Annotated in this window: 19 protein-coding genes and 1 pseudogene; 8 read left to right on the top strand and 12 right to left on the bottom strand. The window is 60.2% G+C overall.

Translation table 11 applies throughout. The features are described 5' to 3' along the window. Positions 1-34: 34 nt before the first annotated feature. Complete coding sequence (locus tag Q0908_RS12875) at positions 35-487, bottom strand: helix-turn-helix domain-containing protein (RefSeq protein ID WP_299284904.1); 453 nt, start codon at positions 485-487, stop codon at positions 35-37. A gap of 73 nt (positions 488-560) precedes the next feature. Between Q0908_RS12875 and Q0908_RS12870 the strand changes: the two genes are divergently transcribed. After that, positions 561-1,583, top strand: a complete 1,023-nt coding sequence (locus Q0908_RS12870) for a zinc-binding alcohol dehydrogenase family protein (protein ID WP_299284901.1) — start codon at positions 561-563, stop codon at positions 1,581-1,583. Between the two features lie 156 nt (positions 1,584-1,739). Here Q0908_RS12870 and Q0908_RS12865 read toward each other — a convergent pair. Continuing rightward, positions 1,740-2,324: pseudogene (locus Q0908_RS12865) on the bottom strand (IS3 family transposase); the annotation flags it as partial. Between the two features lie 159 nt (positions 2,325-2,483). Between Q0908_RS12865 and Q0908_RS12860 the strand changes: the two are divergent. From Q0908_RS12860 to Q0908_RS12840, 5 genes are all read left to right on the top strand, one after another. Then, positions 2,484-3,149, top strand: a complete 666-nt coding sequence (locus tag Q0908_RS12860; protein ID WP_299284898.1) for an NAD(P)H-dependent oxidoreductase — start codon at positions 2,484-2,486, stop codon at positions 3,147-3,149. 125 nt (positions 3,150-3,274) lie between these two features. Continuing rightward, positions 3,275-3,568: an antibiotic biosynthesis monooxygenase gene (locus tag Q0908_RS12855; RefSeq protein WP_299284895.1), complete on the top strand. Its 294-nt coding sequence runs from the start codon at positions 3,275-3,277 to the stop codon at positions 3,566-3,568. A gap of 1 nt (position 3,569) precedes the next feature. Then, a complete protein-coding gene (locus Q0908_RS12850) occupies positions 3,570-4,358 on the top strand; it encodes an AraC family transcriptional regulator (protein WP_299284892.1) in 789 nt (262 codons plus the stop codon). Positions 4,359-4,361: 3 nt separating this feature from the next. Beyond that, entirely contained in the window at positions 4,362-4,754 is a 393-nt protein-coding gene (locus Q0908_RS12845; RefSeq protein ID WP_299284889.1) for a hypothetical protein, read from the top strand. A gap of 12 nt (positions 4,755-4,766) precedes the next feature. Beyond that, on the top strand, positions 4,767-5,156 hold the full coding sequence (locus tag Q0908_RS12840; protein WP_299284886.1) for an MAPEG family protein: 390 nt from the start codon (positions 4,767-4,769) through the stop codon (positions 5,154-5,156). A gap of 176 nt (positions 5,157-5,332) precedes the next feature. Here the strand turns inward: Q0908_RS12840 and Q0908_RS12835 are convergent, their stop codons facing one another. Genes Q0908_RS12835 through Q0908_RS12825 form a run of 3 tightly spaced genes read right to left on the bottom strand, consistent with a single transcriptional unit; the run spans position 5,333 to position 7,984 of the window. Next, positions 5,333-6,682: a HAMP domain-containing sensor histidine kinase gene (locus Q0908_RS12835; protein ID WP_299284883.1), complete on the bottom strand. Its 1,350-nt coding sequence runs from the start codon at positions 6,680-6,682 to the stop codon at positions 5,333-5,335. After that, positions 6,682-7,341, bottom strand: coding sequence for a response regulator transcription factor (locus Q0908_RS12830; RefSeq protein ID WP_299284880.1), 660 nt, complete (start codon positions 7,339-7,341; stop codon positions 6,682-6,684). Before Q0908_RS12830 ends, Q0908_RS12835 begins: the two co-directional genes overlap by 1 nt. Before the next feature lie 52 nt (positions 7,342-7,393). After that, complete coding sequence (locus tag Q0908_RS12825) at positions 7,394-7,984, bottom strand: hypothetical protein (RefSeq protein ID WP_299284877.1); 591 nt, start codon at positions 7,982-7,984, stop codon at positions 7,394-7,396. 205 nt (positions 7,985-8,189) lie between these two features. Between Q0908_RS12825 and Q0908_RS12820 the strand changes: the two genes are divergently transcribed. After that, on the top strand, positions 8,190-9,323 hold the full coding sequence (locus Q0908_RS12820; RefSeq protein WP_299284874.1) for a hypothetical protein: 1,134 nt from the start codon (positions 8,190-8,192) through the stop codon (positions 9,321-9,323). 263 nt (positions 9,324-9,586) lie between these two features. On the opposite strand, the gene Q0908_RS12815 is transcribed toward Q0908_RS12820, so the two are convergent. The 3 genes from Q0908_RS12815 to Q0908_RS12805 all read right to left on the bottom strand — a co-directional run bounded on the left by Q0908_RS12815 (position 9,587) and on the right by Q0908_RS12805 (position 12,214). Continuing rightward, a complete protein-coding gene (locus Q0908_RS12815) occupies positions 9,587-9,736 on the bottom strand; it encodes a hypothetical protein (protein ID WP_299284871.1) in 150 nt (49 codons plus the stop codon). Positions 9,737-10,478: 742 nt separating this feature from the next. Further along, positions 10,479-11,072, bottom strand: coding sequence for an HD domain-containing protein (locus Q0908_RS12810; protein WP_299284868.1), 594 nt, complete (start codon positions 11,070-11,072; stop codon positions 10,479-10,481). Further along, positions 11,069-12,214 (bottom strand): TauD/TfdA family dioxygenase, encoded by a 1,146-nt coding sequence (locus tag Q0908_RS12805; RefSeq protein WP_299284865.1) that lies wholly within the window; start codon positions 12,212-12,214, stop codon positions 11,069-11,071. Before Q0908_RS12805 ends, Q0908_RS12810 begins: the two co-directional genes overlap by 4 nt. A 408-nt stretch (positions 12,215-12,622) precedes the next feature. On the opposite strand from Q0908_RS12805, the gene Q0908_RS12800 reads away from it, so the two are divergent. Then, positions 12,623-12,976 (top strand): hypothetical protein, encoded by a 354-nt coding sequence (locus Q0908_RS12800; protein ID WP_299284862.1) that lies wholly within the window; start codon positions 12,623-12,625, stop codon positions 12,974-12,976. Here the strand turns inward: Q0908_RS12800 and Q0908_RS12795 are convergent. The 4 genes from Q0908_RS12795 to Q0908_RS12780 form a co-directional block, all read right to left on the bottom strand. After that, positions 12,973-13,365 (bottom strand): hypothetical protein, encoded by a 393-nt coding sequence (locus Q0908_RS12795; RefSeq protein WP_299284859.1) that lies wholly within the window; start codon positions 13,363-13,365, stop codon positions 12,973-12,975. The two genes, Q0908_RS12800 and Q0908_RS12795, sit on opposite strands and share 4 nt — an antisense overlap. A gap of 8 nt (positions 13,366-13,373) precedes the next feature. Further along, on the bottom strand, positions 13,374-14,024 hold the full coding sequence (locus Q0908_RS12790) for an efflux RND transporter permease subunit (RefSeq protein ID WP_299284856.1): 651 nt from the start codon (positions 14,022-14,024) through the stop codon (positions 13,374-13,376). A gap of 94 nt (positions 14,025-14,118) precedes the next feature. After that, positions 14,119-14,595, bottom strand: coding sequence for a hypothetical protein (locus Q0908_RS12785; RefSeq protein ID WP_299284854.1), 477 nt, complete (start codon positions 14,593-14,595; stop codon positions 14,119-14,121). Next, positions 14,583-14,987: a hypothetical protein gene (locus tag Q0908_RS12780; RefSeq protein ID WP_299284851.1), complete on the bottom strand. Its 405-nt coding sequence runs from the start codon at positions 14,985-14,987 to the stop codon at positions 14,583-14,585. Before Q0908_RS12780 ends, Q0908_RS12785 begins: the two co-directional genes overlap by 13 nt. Positions 14,988-15,091: the final 104 nt, after the last annotated feature.

The following is a 15,091-nucleotide window of genomic DNA, read 5'->3' as shown; positions in this document are numbered from 1 at the left end:
CGACGACAATACTGGTTACAGCAACAGACGCACTTTATCGCACAGCGCCATCACCTCGGCGGTCATATTCCAGTCTCGCCTTCCCAACGGCCTCTCGATGTTCGTCCGCCCATTGGGCCAGTGGTGCGAGTTGCGCAACGAGAGACCGGCCGAGATCTGTGAGTTCGTAGTCCACCCGGGGCGGAATCGTCGGCGTCACCTCGCGGGTGACGTAGCCGTCGCGCTCGATCTTGCGCAGTGTCTGCGTCAGCATCCGTTGTGACACGTCAGGCACCAGCCGCTTGATCTGCGAGAACCGCTGTCTGTCGGCCTTGAGCGCGGCGAGGATCAGAATTGTCCATTTGTCTGCGATCCCTTTCAGCACATGCCGCACCGGACAGATTTCCGGATCGTATTCGCCTTTGTAAAGGCCATCCAGGTAGTCGTCCGGCCAGGCCTCGGCGGTTCCCAAAAGGGAACCTAGTGGGGAATTAGTGCCGTCTTCCATCAGCTCATGTCCTTACGTTACGCATTGGTCTCATATCGTAACCGGGTCTCAGCCCGGAACCAAGGAGAAGACAATGCGCGCAGCCATCATAACCCGCTTCGGCGACCCTTCTGTGTTTGAGATTGCCGATTTGGCACGTCCGATACCTAAACCACATGAGCTCCTCATCCGTATCGAGGCCGCAGGGGTCAACCGGCTTGACCATTACATCCGCGACGGGAGTGTAAACCCTGATCTCGCGTTCCCGCATGTGCTCGGCTCCGACGCAGTCGGGATCGTAGAGCAGGCGGGAGACGACACTACGGGGTTCTCACCAGGCGACCGGGTCATTCCAATGCCGGGCTATCCAACCGATCCGACGGACGCCGGCGCAGATGTTCTGGCAACGTCGCCGTCCTATGCGATCCGCGGCTTGGTCGAAAACGGCAGCTACGCCGAATACATGACAGTACCCGCCCGCTGGACCCTGAAGGCGCCCGAAGGCATCTCGCCGGTTGATTTGGCGACACTGCCCATGGCGCTGACGACCGCCGTGCGGGCTGTTAAAGTCGTCGGTGGCGTGACGACAGGAGATACGGTTCTCATCCAGGCGGGCGCATCGGGCACTGGCTCTTTCATGGTGCAGGTAGCAAAAACGTTGGGTGCTCGCGTCGCAGCCACGGTTCGGTCGCCCGCCAAGCGAGACTTTGTCAAAAGCCTTGGCGCGGACTTCGTTGTCGGCATGGAGGACGGCGCACTGGACGCCGTGCGCGATTGGTCTGGCGGCGGCGTGGACGTCGCCATAGATAACCTTGGCGGCCCAAGCCTCGCACGGTCGCTGGACACCACGAGACCTCTCGGGCTGACCGTGTTGATGGGGAACGTCTTGGGGTTGGAGGCGACATTGCCGGTGCGGTCAGTCTTCTTTCCCCAAAAGCGGATCGCCGGCACATTGATGGGCGGCGTCGCGGATCTGGAGTGGGGCCTGGAGCAAGTGCGGGCAGGCACAATCCGTCCGACGCTGGATCGGACATATGAACTAGACAACGCCACGTCCGCACACGAGCGCCTTGCCGCTGGCGACGCAGTAGGCAACATCGTCTTCGAGGTCAGTTAGGCTGATCAGCCCCACTCGAGTGGTCCAATTTGATTGTGAGTGCATGACTGGCCTTTGGTCCATCCGGACGATGGTTTCGGGGGCCGGTCGGCGATAAGCCACTGCGCTTTGTGGTCGTTTCGTGTTGTAGTGTTTCCCCCCATTCTTCGATCAGGATTTGCGCCTCTCCGGTTGTTTGATTGGCGCTTCCAGCCCCTCCCGCCGCCACAGCCTTTCGACGCGCGTAGCATTCACTTGCCAGCCACCATCTCTCAGAAGTACTGCGATCCGACGATAGCTATATCAGCCAAATTGTCTGGCCAGCTCAATCATGTCGGCCACCAATCGTTCTTCATTCGGGCGATCAACTAGCACCCTACGTTGCATGGATCGGTGTTGCCTCAGAACGCGATATGCGCGACGTTCCGAGACATCCGGAATAGCACGAACACGATCAATGCGGGCTCGGCGACGAGGGGGGCTTAGAAGTTTCCCTTTGCGGCCTCCGCAAGGATAAGCTTGTTCAGCGTCAGATCGGAAACAGCCTTGTGCCGCCGCTCGTTCTCTTTCTGCAGACGCTTCAGTTCCTTCAATTGGTCCGGGCCCATTCCACCGTACTTCTTCTTTCAACAGTAGAATGTCTGTTCAGTGATATCTGAGGTGGCGGATTGCATCCAGACACGACATTCCTTGCCCCGTTTGAACCTCAACCTGCCGTCACTTCGTCACAATCTCTTCCCGCTTCGGTCGCTCGTTTGCCATGTGTCTTCTCCGTGTTCCTGAAGATAGCGGCGGAGCTCTTCAGTTGTGGAGGATCAGTGCTATGCGTGCCTTGCCGGGAAACAGCGGCGGCATCATCGGCCTCGAAGAAGCATTGGCCGCAGTCGCGCTTTATGAGCGCGTATCGTGAAGGAAGAGAACATGGAAAATGCGGCACGCCCACCATCGACGCCGGTCTGCCAAGTGTCTGAGGCACTGAATTGGCGCTACGCCGTCAAGGCATTTTCGGACCAGGAGATACCGCAAGACATCCTCGACGCGTTAATTGATGCTTTGCGGCTGGCCCCATCATTCGTCGGCTTGCAGCCCTACCGGGTGAGCGTCCTGCAAGACACCGAGCTGCGCCAGCGCCTCATCCCGCATTCGTTCAACCAAGTGAAAGTCGCCACCAGCAGCGCCCTTTTTGTGGTGAGTGTTGATACCAAGATCACCGACAAAACGGTTGAGGACTATGTTTGCGAATTGGCGGCGGCGCGGGGCGTCGAGCCGTCAAAGATGGCCGATCTGGAAGCCAAGGCCAAAGCCTATGTCGGCACTATGACGGCGGATGTGCGTGTCGATTGGGCAAAGCGACAGGCCTATCTGGCGGTTGGGCAACTTCTGACTGCGGCGGCGATTCTGGGTGTTGACGCCTGTCCGATGGAGGGATTCAGCGCGGCGGACTATGACCGCATTCTCGGCCTTACAGAGCGCGGTCAGACAACCACCCTGCTTATTGCGGCCGGGTACCGCGCTGCAGATGATCGGTTTGCCTCACTACCCAAATTCCGCAGGTCGACCGGGGAATTTGTTCTGGACCATCGTTAAGCCGGAGCCAACCAGCGCGGCCCCACTACTGATTTGGCGATTTGGGACGCATTTTTGTCCAGTCAACGCAAGCGCACCGCCAAAGATATGCCTAGGCTTGGACCAAATGACATGAGGATAGAGACATGAAGTTGATCGTTGTCGAGGCCACACTCGACCCACAGGACCGAGAGGGCGCAATCGCCTTGTTCCAAGGGCAGGCGGATGCCGTGCGCGGAATGGAAGGCTGCGACAGCTACGGCATTTTCGCGTCCCCGGCACATGCAGGCGACATTGTCATCGTGCAACGCTGGGCAAGCCTCGAGGCCTTCGACGCCTACAAGGCCAGTGACGTTTTCGCGCGTTTGGGGCAGGGGCTCAGGCCCTTGATGTCGGCCCCACCGGCCACGACCATCGCGGATGTCAGCGACGGATACTGACATGGCGCAACGGCTGCCGCCTGCATATTGCTTCTTTCAGGAGTTCGAGCCGACCCTGCCGCGCGTGGCCTCCTTTGGTCGGGATTACCTGATCTATGCCACCAGCGGGTCGATCCGTATCTCCTTTGGACAGCGCGAGTGGGTCTTGCCCCCGTCGTTCGGGGCCTGGGTGCCGGCCAACACCGAGATCGGGATCGATATTCCGCACGCCATGACCTGCTGTTCCGTGCTGTTTGAACCGGGATACGTGCGTGACCTGCCGGGCGCGCCGGTGGTCTTCACCATGCCGCGCCACGCCCGCGAGATGATCACCTTCAGCCGCAGATGGCCCGCGGAAACCGCAGAGTTCGACGCCCATGCAGATGCCGTGTTCCGGGCCATCGCCGAAACCTGCAAGGCCGCAGCGGACGATCCATCCGACATTTGGGCACCCGCGCCCCGCAGTCCGGAGATCGAGCGCGCCCTGATCTTTCTGAAGGCAGAGCTTGCCACCGAGGTCACCCTCACCCAGACCGCCGCGGCGGCCGGACTGTCCGAGCGCACGCTGTCGCGCAAGTTCCAGGACGAGCTGGCGATGAGTTGGGCGCAGTGCCTGCGGCAGTTGCGCATGATCCGCGCGGTGGAGTGTCTGAGCCACGCCGACAAACAGGTCACAGCGACCGCTCTTGATTGCGGTTACGCGTCGCTCAGCGCGTTCAACAAGGCCTTTCTGACCTTTACCGGGTTGACACCCTCCGCCTTTCGGGCGCGCAGCGCCGAAGGCTCCCTTCATCCAAACCGAAAGGACTGACCTATGAAATTCATGATCACAGCCGTGAGCCTGCTGGCAATGCCAGCCGCAGCGGAAACCTTTGATGCGGAGCAAGTCGATGCGCTTGTGCGCGGTAACACTGTCTATCTTGATGTGCCCGCGGGCGGCCCAATGGGTCCCGGCGGCGAGGTCCCTGTCTATTTCAACGCGCAGGGCGAGATTTTTGCCCGCTTCCCGACGGGCACATTGGCGTCGGGCACCTGGGCCGGATCAGATGCCGGATACTGCGCCGACTGGGTTCCGGCCCCAAAGAACTCGTGTTCGTTGATCGAGCGGGACGAGACTGGCCTGTTCATCGTGAACCCGGCAAGCGGCGAGCGACGCGGTGCCATCACGCGGATCGTGCCCGGCAACCCCGAAACCTTCGGCGGCTGAGGAGTAGACATCATGGACATTATGACCTTTCCCCAGACGACCGCGTGGTTGGCCGTCTTTCTGGGCTTTCTTGTTTTGGTCCTGACCGCACGGGTCAGCATAGCCCGTCAGAACTCCGGCACGCCATTTGGAGACGGATCAATTGGCCAAACCGTGCGGGCACAGGCCAACCTCACTGAAACCGCAGCACTTGTGCTGATCTTGCTTGGATTGGCCGAAATGGGAGGTGCGCGCGGCCTTTTCGTGACAGTCATCGCTGTGTTCTATGCCGTGGTGCGCGTTGTGCATGCGATTGGCGTGACGTCGGGCGACGGCAACGGGCCGCTGCGGATCGTCGGGGGTGGTGGTACCCTCCTGACGCTTCTGGCGTCATCGGGTCTGTTGGTGCTGACCCTTCTTTGACACCGTAGGGCGTACGCGCGGTTGGGCGCTTTTGGGTTTATTGGCCCGAGATGACCGGTGGGCCTGTTTTAGTTTTTGGGCTTCACTGGCGTTGGATTGGGCTCGCTTCGCCACAATCGAGCGCCGGGGGGGCAAGAGCAACAATCCTTTGCAGGAGGGTGCCCGCAGGCGCACGGTCAGGCAGCCTTGCGCTCGATTTGCGAGGGGACCAGCACCTTCACCGCAAGGCCGCCCCAAGCCTCCGACCTTTCGAGGGCGAGGTCTGCCCCATAGGCCTTGAGCAGATCGACCGCGATCGCAAGACCCAGTCCGGTGCCCGGCTTGGACGTGTCCAGACGCCCGCCCGAGCGCAGGGCCTCTCTTTGGGATTGTTCGGGGATTCCGGGGCCGTCATCCTCCACAAGGATCATGATTCCGTCCGGCACTTTTGCGGCGGTGATCTGCAGGTCGTGCCGACTCCATTTCAGCGCATTGTCCAGCAGGTTACCAATCACCTCTTCGATATCCTGCGTGTCCATGCGCACCCAAAGATCGCTGGCGTTCCGGCAGTGCAGCAGTTTGCCTTCGCGTTCGGCCATTGTGGAAAACAGTCGCGCGAACCGGTCGACCGAATTGGATAAATCCGTGCGCGCGTGGGTCAACTCGGCCGAGTTGGCCGAGCGCATCCGCGCGAGCGAGCGACTAAGCTGGGCATCGATCCTGTCCAATGCCTCGACCGCCATGGCCGTACCTGTTCCGGTGTTGGACAACACCTCGAGCTCATTGCGCAGGATGGCCGAGGGCGTCTTGAGGGCATGTGCGAGGTCCGCCGCCTGCCGCCGCGCCCCCATGACGATGTCGCGGTTTCTGTGCAGCAGTTCGTTGATGTCATTGACCAGCGGCGCCACCTCTTCGGGGTAGTCGGCCGGCTTCAGTTCCTCGTCCTCGTCCCATCGCCGCGCCACGTCCTGACGCAGTTTTCTCAAGGGCCACAGGACGGTCGAGATCAACAGCACAGACCCCGCCAGACCGATCACGCCGACCAGCGAAAACACGAGCAACAGGCTTTGGCGCGTGTCCGCACGCTCGTTCATCAACTCGGTCAGGCTTTCGACGACGCTGACCCCCCATTCGGTCCCGTCTTCGAAAGCGATCCGCTGATAGACGCCGCGCACGCCTTCCTCTTCGGGGCCAACCGTTTCCCAGACAACCGACCCCTCGTCGGGCTGTGTGGGTTCCTCAAGGGTTTGATCGAACAGCGATGCAGAGGTGTAGACCTGGCCGTCACTGCTGGTAACCTGCCAGTAGCGGCCCGAATAAGGCACGCCGTAGGCCGGATCGAAGATCAGACCGCGCAGCCCGTCGGGGTCATCGGTCGCAGCACTCAGGGCCACGACCAGTTGGGTATGGCGATCCCGCAGCGTGGCATCGAACCGATCCTGGACGCGACTGTCGACATAGGCATTGAGGGTCACGACCCCCACCGCAACCGAGATCAGCCCCGACGCCAGGCTGCCCAACAGGGCGCGATGGCGCAAGGACAGCATCAGGCCGCGTCGATCATGTATCCACGGCCGCGGATGGTCGTGATCAGATTGGGCCCGAGTTTCTTGCGCAACCGCGTCACGAATACGGCGATGGTGTTGGAGTCGCGATCCCCATCATATTCATAGATGTGGTCCGATAATTCGGTGCGCGAGATCATGCGTCCGGTATTGTGCACGAGGTAGGATAGAACCGCGACTTCCTGCGCGGTCAGATCCACGGGCAGCCCGTTGATGGTCACACGCCCGCTGCGGGTGTCGAACACGACGTCGTCCTTTTCAAAGACGGGGTTCACGTACCCGCCTTGTCGACGCAGGATCGCACGTACGCGGGCGGCCAGTTCGGACATGTGGAACGGCTTGGTCATATAGTCATCCGCGCCTGCGTCCAGCCCGTCGACACGTTCGCTCCACCCGTCGCGCGCCGTCAGGATCAGAACCGGCGTTTTCACACCTTCCTTGCGCCATTCACGCAGCACGGAAATCCCGTCGCGTTCCGGCAGGCCGATATCAAGGATAATCATGTCATAGGGTTCGGTCGAGCCCATGAAGTGCGCTTCGACCCCGTCATTCACGACGTCAACGACCCGACCCTCTGCGTTCAGCAGGGTCTTGATCTGGGTGCAGAGCTGCGGTTCGTCTTCGGCAAGTAATATTCTCATTCCACCACGATTACACACTGAATGGGGACAATTTAAGGCGGAATTGGTTCAATTAGCCGCGACCTTTGCCGCCGCCATTGCCCTTTCCGCCGCCGTTGCCACCACCGTTGCCCCCGCCATTGCCACCACCGTTACCACCACCGTTACCGCCGCCGTTGCCACCACCGTTACCGCCGCCGTTGCCACCACCGTTACCGCCGCCATTGCCGCCACCGTTACCGCCGCCGTTGCTGCGGCCATTGTCATTGCCGCCGCCATTGCGCTTGCTGGCACTGGCCGTCGTCTTGGTCTTGGTCTTGGTCGACGAAGATGCCAGCGCATCGATCTGGCGGCCGAGCCTTGATTTCTGTGACACCGCTTTGCCGGTGCGCGCATTGACGATCATGCTCACGATTTGCCCATTCGGCTTCTTGACCATGATGCGGTAGTAGACGTCGTCTGATTTGAAAGCGCGGGCATCAATGGGTGTGCCGCCGGTAATCCGGGCGACGCCGTCCATCACCCGTTTCAGCCCGATCGCCTGCCCGGTCGCTGACGCTGTGCGCAGTTCGGCCTGGCTCAATTCACGCGTACCTGCCGTGACTGCCCCCGTCAGGGACAATGCCAAGGCTGCGGCAACAATCGCGAATCGTGTCTTTTTCATACCGGGTACTTTCAAGCCAATTTCGCCGGAGAAGTAGCAAATCCAAGATGAACCCGCGATGAACAGCAGATTCCGATTTGGTTCACCGGGCCCATGCAAAATAGGTGTCGCGAAGGTGCGATTCGCTGGTCAATGACGGCCCCGGGCGCGCAACACTCAGACAAACTTGGGCACCAGTTGGCCAGTTAAAGCGAAGGAGATACACATGAAACATTCAGGCAAACAGGCGTTCAAGGCGCTTGCGGTCTCACTCTCGATGTCCACGGCACTTGTGGGGGCCACGGCGCTTGTGGCGACGCTGGCCGTGCCGGATTACGCAATGGCCAAGAACGGCAACGGCGGTGGCAAAGGCGGCGGCAACGGTGGCGGCAATGGCGGCGGCAACGGTGGCGGTAACGGTGGCGGCAATGGCGGCGGCAACGGTGGCGGCAATGGCGGCGGCAACGGTGGCGGTAACGGCGGCGGCAGCGACAAAGGGTCGAGCGCATCCGGCGACAAGGGCAAGAGCGCCAAGTCGAACAACCGCACAAACGGCAAGGCCGGTCGATCGAACGGCAAATCGTTCTCGTTGAAGACGCTGTTCGGCGGCCAGAAGAACCGCAAGACAACCAAGGCAACCACAACGACCCGGACGGAAAAATCCGTCACGAGGTCCGCACCTGCCGTCAAGGCAGCCAAGACCAAGCGCGCGGCGGCACCGACGAAAACAGTGCGCGTGTCCGCGCCGGTCAAGTCTCTCAAACCCAAGGCACCGCCACGGGCCAAGGGCAACAGAATGGCTGCGCTTCTCGGGGTTCACCCGTCCGAATTGGGTGCGTTGAACGCAGCCAACGCCAACGAGAACGCATTTCTCAACGCCTCACCGAACTCACGCGTGGGCAAGATCGCAGCCTTTCGTGACGCGACCATCGCAGCGTCGCTGCTGAGCGGCGCACTGACAGAGAAACAGGAGTTGCTGGCCGGTCTGGAGACGCCAAGCCGCTCGCTGTCTGAGATTGAGGTGGCCCAGGCCGACGCATTGGTGCGCGCCGACCAAGACAGCCAGCGCGTGATCGAACTGGAAGCGGCGCTTGAAGCGGCTGGTGGAGCAGACCCGGACATCGAAAGCCAACTGGCTGAAGCGCGGGCTGATCTGGAGGCGTCACAAGTCGCGATCGATGAACTGACGCAAGAGCAACAGGCGGCTGAAGCCTATCAGCAAGCCGTCTCTGATGTCGAAACGCTGGAAGCACAGCTTGTCGATCAGGATCAGGTCGCGCGCGCGGTTCTGGAAGACGCGGCGAACAAGCCGGTGACCGATGAAGTCGAGGCTGCGGTCAAGTCTATCCTCGGTCTCTGAGGTCGACATAACGCTGATCCAGCGCGCGGCTGGATCGGCTGAACCTTTTGAATTGCGGCGGGATGGGAGACCATCTTGCCGCTTTTTTTGTCGCGTGCGGGTCGGATTCACGAGGTCCCGGTCATCTCGCAGGTTGAGCGCGACAGTGGTTCAGTGGCTTGCTTGGCAGCCGGCGATCTCGCCCCAAGGCAACTGCGAATGGCAGATACGAAAAAAGGCCGCTCAAAAAGAGCGGCCTTGTTCCTCGAGGGACTGCGTTCTTTTCAGGCGCAGCGAATTTGGTCTTTCTGGAAAATGTCATCAAGGACCTGATCGACGTCGGCAAAGCGGCTGTTCGTCGCTTCGAAGGCTTGTCTGCTGGGCCGTGCAACACGCGCGCGAAACTTCAGCACAACGATCTTTTTTGTTTCCATGAATGGTTTCTTAATCTGGTCCGACATTTAACTCACCGTGTCCCCTTTATGGTGCCTTCTGGGCAGCGATTCTTCGACTGTCATGTTTATGCCTCATTCGAATTGAACTTGATGAGAACACGTCGTTCATATTCCGTTCATCATCGCGGCGCGGCGAATGGGTGCGACCTGCCTGAAACGTCGAGTGGTACATGTCAGCGTCGCGCTCACGCTGGTTATTGGCCGTTACGCGATTGACTGGAACCTGCCTGATTACGCGGGCCACAGTGTGACCGGTCGCGTTCGGGCTTGGACAGAGGTGTGGCCCGAAAAACTGATCCCACCCCATCCAAGTCCGAGAAATAACCAATGGCTGAAAGCGAAACCGTGGTTCGAAGAAGACGTCATTCCCGTCTCGCATAGACGCGTGCAGAAAATCTTCTGAATTCAAGCCGATGGTATCCATGTGGACATTGGTGTCAGGCCTAAGGGCGGACCGGTGACGTCCACGGTCTCGTTCAACAGGGCTTGGAGTGGGCGGCTGAAACACGCGGGCGGTCCCCCGACCGGTGCTGCATTTGGTCCGATCCAGCACGAAGGGAAAAATCCATCAGACGTCGCCTGCCAGCCGGACCACCTTTATCCTTTGTCCTTACTTCGGGCTCTGCCGTTTTGCAGAGTGCGATAATTCCGTCCCTTCCAAGGGGCGCGTAAGACGGCTTTCAGCCGGTCAGCGATGAACCTTCAGATATGCGCGACGCAGCTACGCCACCGCCGCGCTGTGTCGATCCACCATCCGTTGGACCATCGGCGCAAAATGCCAATAATCGGGCGTTTCCATATCGGGGCGTTTTCCAGCGTCGTCGAGATAACGCACCGCGATGATCTGATCGATGTTCGGGTTTTTCTCGAATGCCGCAACTTCGTCCGCGCTCATCGGTCCGCCCTGAAGGTTGAGGGAGTGGACGGACGCGTCGGACAGGCGCTCGAAATATGCGGGTCGGGTTGCGCAAAGATACCGTTTGGCGGCCACGTGATAGCGAACGCAATCGGTGATGACGCTTGGAAAGAAACGTTCCAGCACTTCGGCACCAGCATCCTCGTGGTGGCGATCTTCGGTGTCATCCATGGTGAAGGTGCCGAATTCGCTGGTGAAATGCCCGATGTCATGCAGTAGCGCGCCGACAATGATCTCCTCGGGCTGGCCATTCTGCTCGGCGATCGTGGCCCCTTGCAGCATGTGTTGGCCCATGTTCACCGGTTCGCCCAGGTACTCTTCGCCACCGCGCCGGTCAAAGATTGAACCAATGAAGGCGACGATTGTCTCGCGGCTCAGTGATGCGATGTCGGGCGTCATTCCGCCGCCTCCCGTTTTTGCGCGCGGCACATCGCATCATAGGTCGAGCGTAAGCCATCCTTGTCTGCGTAACAGCCCTGAAGCCAGCGTGTGCCCTCGCCGGAATACCCCTTGCGGGCGTGCAAGACGCGGGTGTTGTCCACCACGAACGCTTCGCCGGGGGCCAGACGGAAGGTCACCTCCATCGCCTCGTCATCGATGATCTCACCAAGGCAGCGATAGGCGGCGTAGTAGGTGGCCATCTTGTCGAAGGGTACGTCGGTAACAGCCGCCATGGACCGATTGTTGAACCGCACCGCGACCAACTCCCCATCGGGTGCAAGCTCGATCATCGGGCGGCGCGAGGTCAGGCAAACACCTGTGTCGCCCGCATATTCAAACCGGGCGCAATGGTCAGCGAGCACATTGAAATAGTCCTCGTTTTCGTCCCGCAGGCGGCGGGCGGCTGCGAAGCCGTCGACAACCATATTCTCGCCCCCCGCGGCCGAGCTTTCGAGGCAATAGAGCACCTGCACCGTCGGCACCGGATCGCGGTAGGGGTTGTCCGTGTGCGCCTGAAGACCAAGACCAGTGTAGGCAAGGTTGGTCGGGTTTACTTGGGTGCGCACCTCGAAATGCCGCCCATAGTTGGTCTCGCGCACATAGCCGAACAGATCGACGATCTTGAACACCGCGCCTTCCTCGACGGGACCGTTGACCAGCTTGCCAAAACCAAAGCGGTTCACCTGTTCAAGCCAATGGCGCAGCGCACCACTGTCCCGCGAAAGCTCGGCCAGATCGCCGGTGGGCACGTCACGCATCAGTCCTGCGTCCCACAATTCGACGCCCGGTGCGGTCCAACCGCGTGGCGGCGACGACGTGTCATCATAGGAATGCGCGTCGAGCCAATCGAGCTCATAATCAACCACCTTGCCCTCCGGCTCAAAGCGAACCTCAAGTGTGGCGCCTTTCAGATCGGCGCTGCCGATGCGCGTGTCACGCGGGATGTCGCGCAGAGCGATCAAGCGCTGACCATTGCCGGATGCACGCGTTTCTGCATCGCCGGCATTGTCTCGCAGCCAGATCGCATGGAAGCGGTGTGCGGAGTTTGCGGTATTGAGCGTCAGGTGGTCGCCCGACGGATCGACGTTCACAGATGTCATGAAGAACTCCTTGGCCGGCGTGTCTATGGCGACAGGATCACGATGACTTCGCATAAGGTCAAACTGGAAATTGCGGGTGAGAGCCATCACGCTCCTGATGCGTCGCCGCCCACGCAACACCTCCCAGATGAACGAAGCGACAACGTCCCCTGTCATTCGCCGCAGATGAGGTCAGCCCGACCCTGCGCGCGTTGTCGACGTTGATCACGGGGCGCACCACCGGGACCTGCCCGCGCCAATCGTCTTTGGCCGCAACCGCTCCGGCTTCTGACATGATCGCCTTGGCCTTCGCGGACAGCTCTCGCTGCACCGCCCTATCGGAGCCAAAGAACCGCGCTTTGACCTTTGAGCCGCCGCAGGGCCAAGCACGAATTTCCAGACCTTGGCGTTGGAGACAGGGTATGGTTCATGAACGTAAGTCTGCAATGTCATGCGCAAATCATCTATGACCGAGAAGTCCTCGACATCCACGAGGATCTGGCCGAAGGCCGCGTTGCTGTTCTCGGATTTGCAGATCAGCATAAGGTGGAGGTGCCCGCTCCCGACGGCGGTGTTCATGCCCGTGACTCCATCAAGGCCGCGCGCGACTTCGGCAATCTCGAGAAGATCGCTTTCGGTGCGGCTGAGTTCGTGCCCTGCGGCAGGAAGCAATTGATCACGAATTGCGCCCGCGTGGAGGACGGGAAAAACTCGACAGCCATCGCGCTGAACATCAAAACGGCCGAGGCGAAAAGGGCCATTACAAGACCGACGGTGATCTAGCGCACCCGGATCGCTAGGGCGCGCAGGCCCGACAGCCGCTCAGGACGACGGTTTCCCTTTTCCTCGCCATCCGCATTGCCCGCCTCGAGCAGCAAGGTGCAGTAATAGGGCACCAACCAGATCGCGACGCGCCAGGAGAACAACAGCGCGATGTCGATGGTCCAGAACAGGCTGCCTGCATATTCGCCGGTATTGTCTGGAGAGCACCCGACAGGTGAAAAGGCCTGAATGCCCACAATCGTGCGGCCCAGCATATTCGAAAAACCAATCCCGATGGCCGGTTGACCGTTTCGATACAGCCGCGATGACGCCGGTTCCTTCAGATCTCGGTAGCGTTCAGCGTTATCGCCCGACCTAAAGGACGTGCCGGTCTGCGGATCGGTGATCAAAAGTGCCGCTATGGCTTTGGTCGAGCCAACCGCACTTTCTGGGCGCACCAGAAGCCGCGAAGATCCTGCCTGAATTGAGCCCCAAGAGCGACGAGATTCTGTCCTTCCAGAGCCTGCGGGATTTGGGACGGTGCAAGGCCAAGTTCCGTCAGCCGGGCAGGGGAGTATTCGACGTAGATGACCTCTTCCTGTACCCGGTTCAGAATTACCTTGGACACATCATGGACGGCGACCAACTCGCGCTGAAGGTTCTTTGCGTGTTCGTAAAGCTCTGAAATCGCGAACCCTTCGCCGACAGTGGCGTAGTATTGCGCATAGACATCGCCGAAATCGTCATAGACCTGACTGGCCAGCGCATTGGGCGGCAGTTCAGATTGCGCATCCAAGATCTTGGAGCGCATCTGTGAAACCTTCTGGTTCAACTCGGGATAATCCGGGGTCGAGGAGATGGTGAATTCCACCGTGACCGTGCTGAGCCCGGGAGAAGAGACCGAACGCACTTCGTCAACGCCTTCAAGCTGTTGCAATGCGTTTTCAACGACTTCCGCCACGTTTTCGGTGGATGCGCCAGGATATGGGGTAAAGACCTGCGCCTGTCGGATGACAAATTGGGGGTCTTCAAAGCGGGGCAGAACGGCGTAGGCGAAATTACCCGGCATAGAGGATGAGCGACGCCGCAACGTAAGAAATCAGGCGCTTTTCCAGAGCGAAGCGGGCGAGATCCCTATGGTCAGTTTCCGACGAGGCGGATGGTCATGCCATCGAGTATCTCGCTGATACCCGCCGCGACGACCACATCGTCCTCGGATACGCCGTCCGGGATAATGACATCTGCGCCATTGACCTCTCGCAGGACCGCGGCTTTTTGCGACACCACCCCCGCATCATCGACGAGCCAGAGAAAGGGGTGCCTTTTGGCGTGGCCGCAATGGCCGACAGCGGGGCAACGACCCTGACGCCAGCCGCTGCAGGCGATGTCACAACGTTGGCCACCATGCCCGGCAGGATCACCGCCCCTTTGGGCACATCACCCACCACGCGCCCGCGATAGGTTTGGCTGGCACTCTCGGCCCGAACCGAAAAGTCGACGACTTCGACCTGAAATTCCTGACCAGGAAGCGCGCCGGAAAAGACGCTGTTCGAAATCTGTTCAAGCCCGTTGCGGGTCGGTTCGATCACGTCCGGGTCTGGGATGTCAAAGGCCAGATGCACGATATTCAGACCTTGCAACAACGCGGTGCTTTGCCCTGGCTGCACGTTCGAAAAGTTCTCGATATCCCGGCGTGGTCCAAAGCCTCGCGGATTTGACCTGCTGGCGCTCGGGCAGATTCAACAGCTGTTTCCAACGCGATGATTTCGTCGGCGAAAGCACCCGCTTTCAGGGCGTCCAGTTGTGCGACGGCCTGATCGCGCTGGCTTTGCAAAGCCGAAAGCTGGTTTTCATAATCACGCTTGTCGGCCTGCGCGACAACATCCCCTTGCGCCACATCACTTGCGGCGCGCATCGGCAGATCAATCATCTGGCCGGCCACTTTGAACGACAGTTCGATCTCGCGCGAGCGGAGCACCGAGGCTGGATACCGCCTTGAAATCGTTGCATCTGTTGCGATGATCTCAGCCATTTTTGCGGGACGGATGGGTTGGTCTTGCGCGCCACTCCACGCGGCCGAAATCACGCTGACAACCGCTGCCAGCGCGGTGATGCAATGGCAATTCGTAAATTCCG

The sequence above is a fragment of the uncultured Tateyamaria sp. genome (assembly GCF_947494755.1).
In the GTDB taxonomy this organism is placed as follows: Bacteria; Pseudomonadota; Alphaproteobacteria; order Rhodobacterales; family Rhodobacteraceae; genus Tateyamaria.
This window is presented reverse-complemented; position numbering and strand designations above follow the sequence as displayed.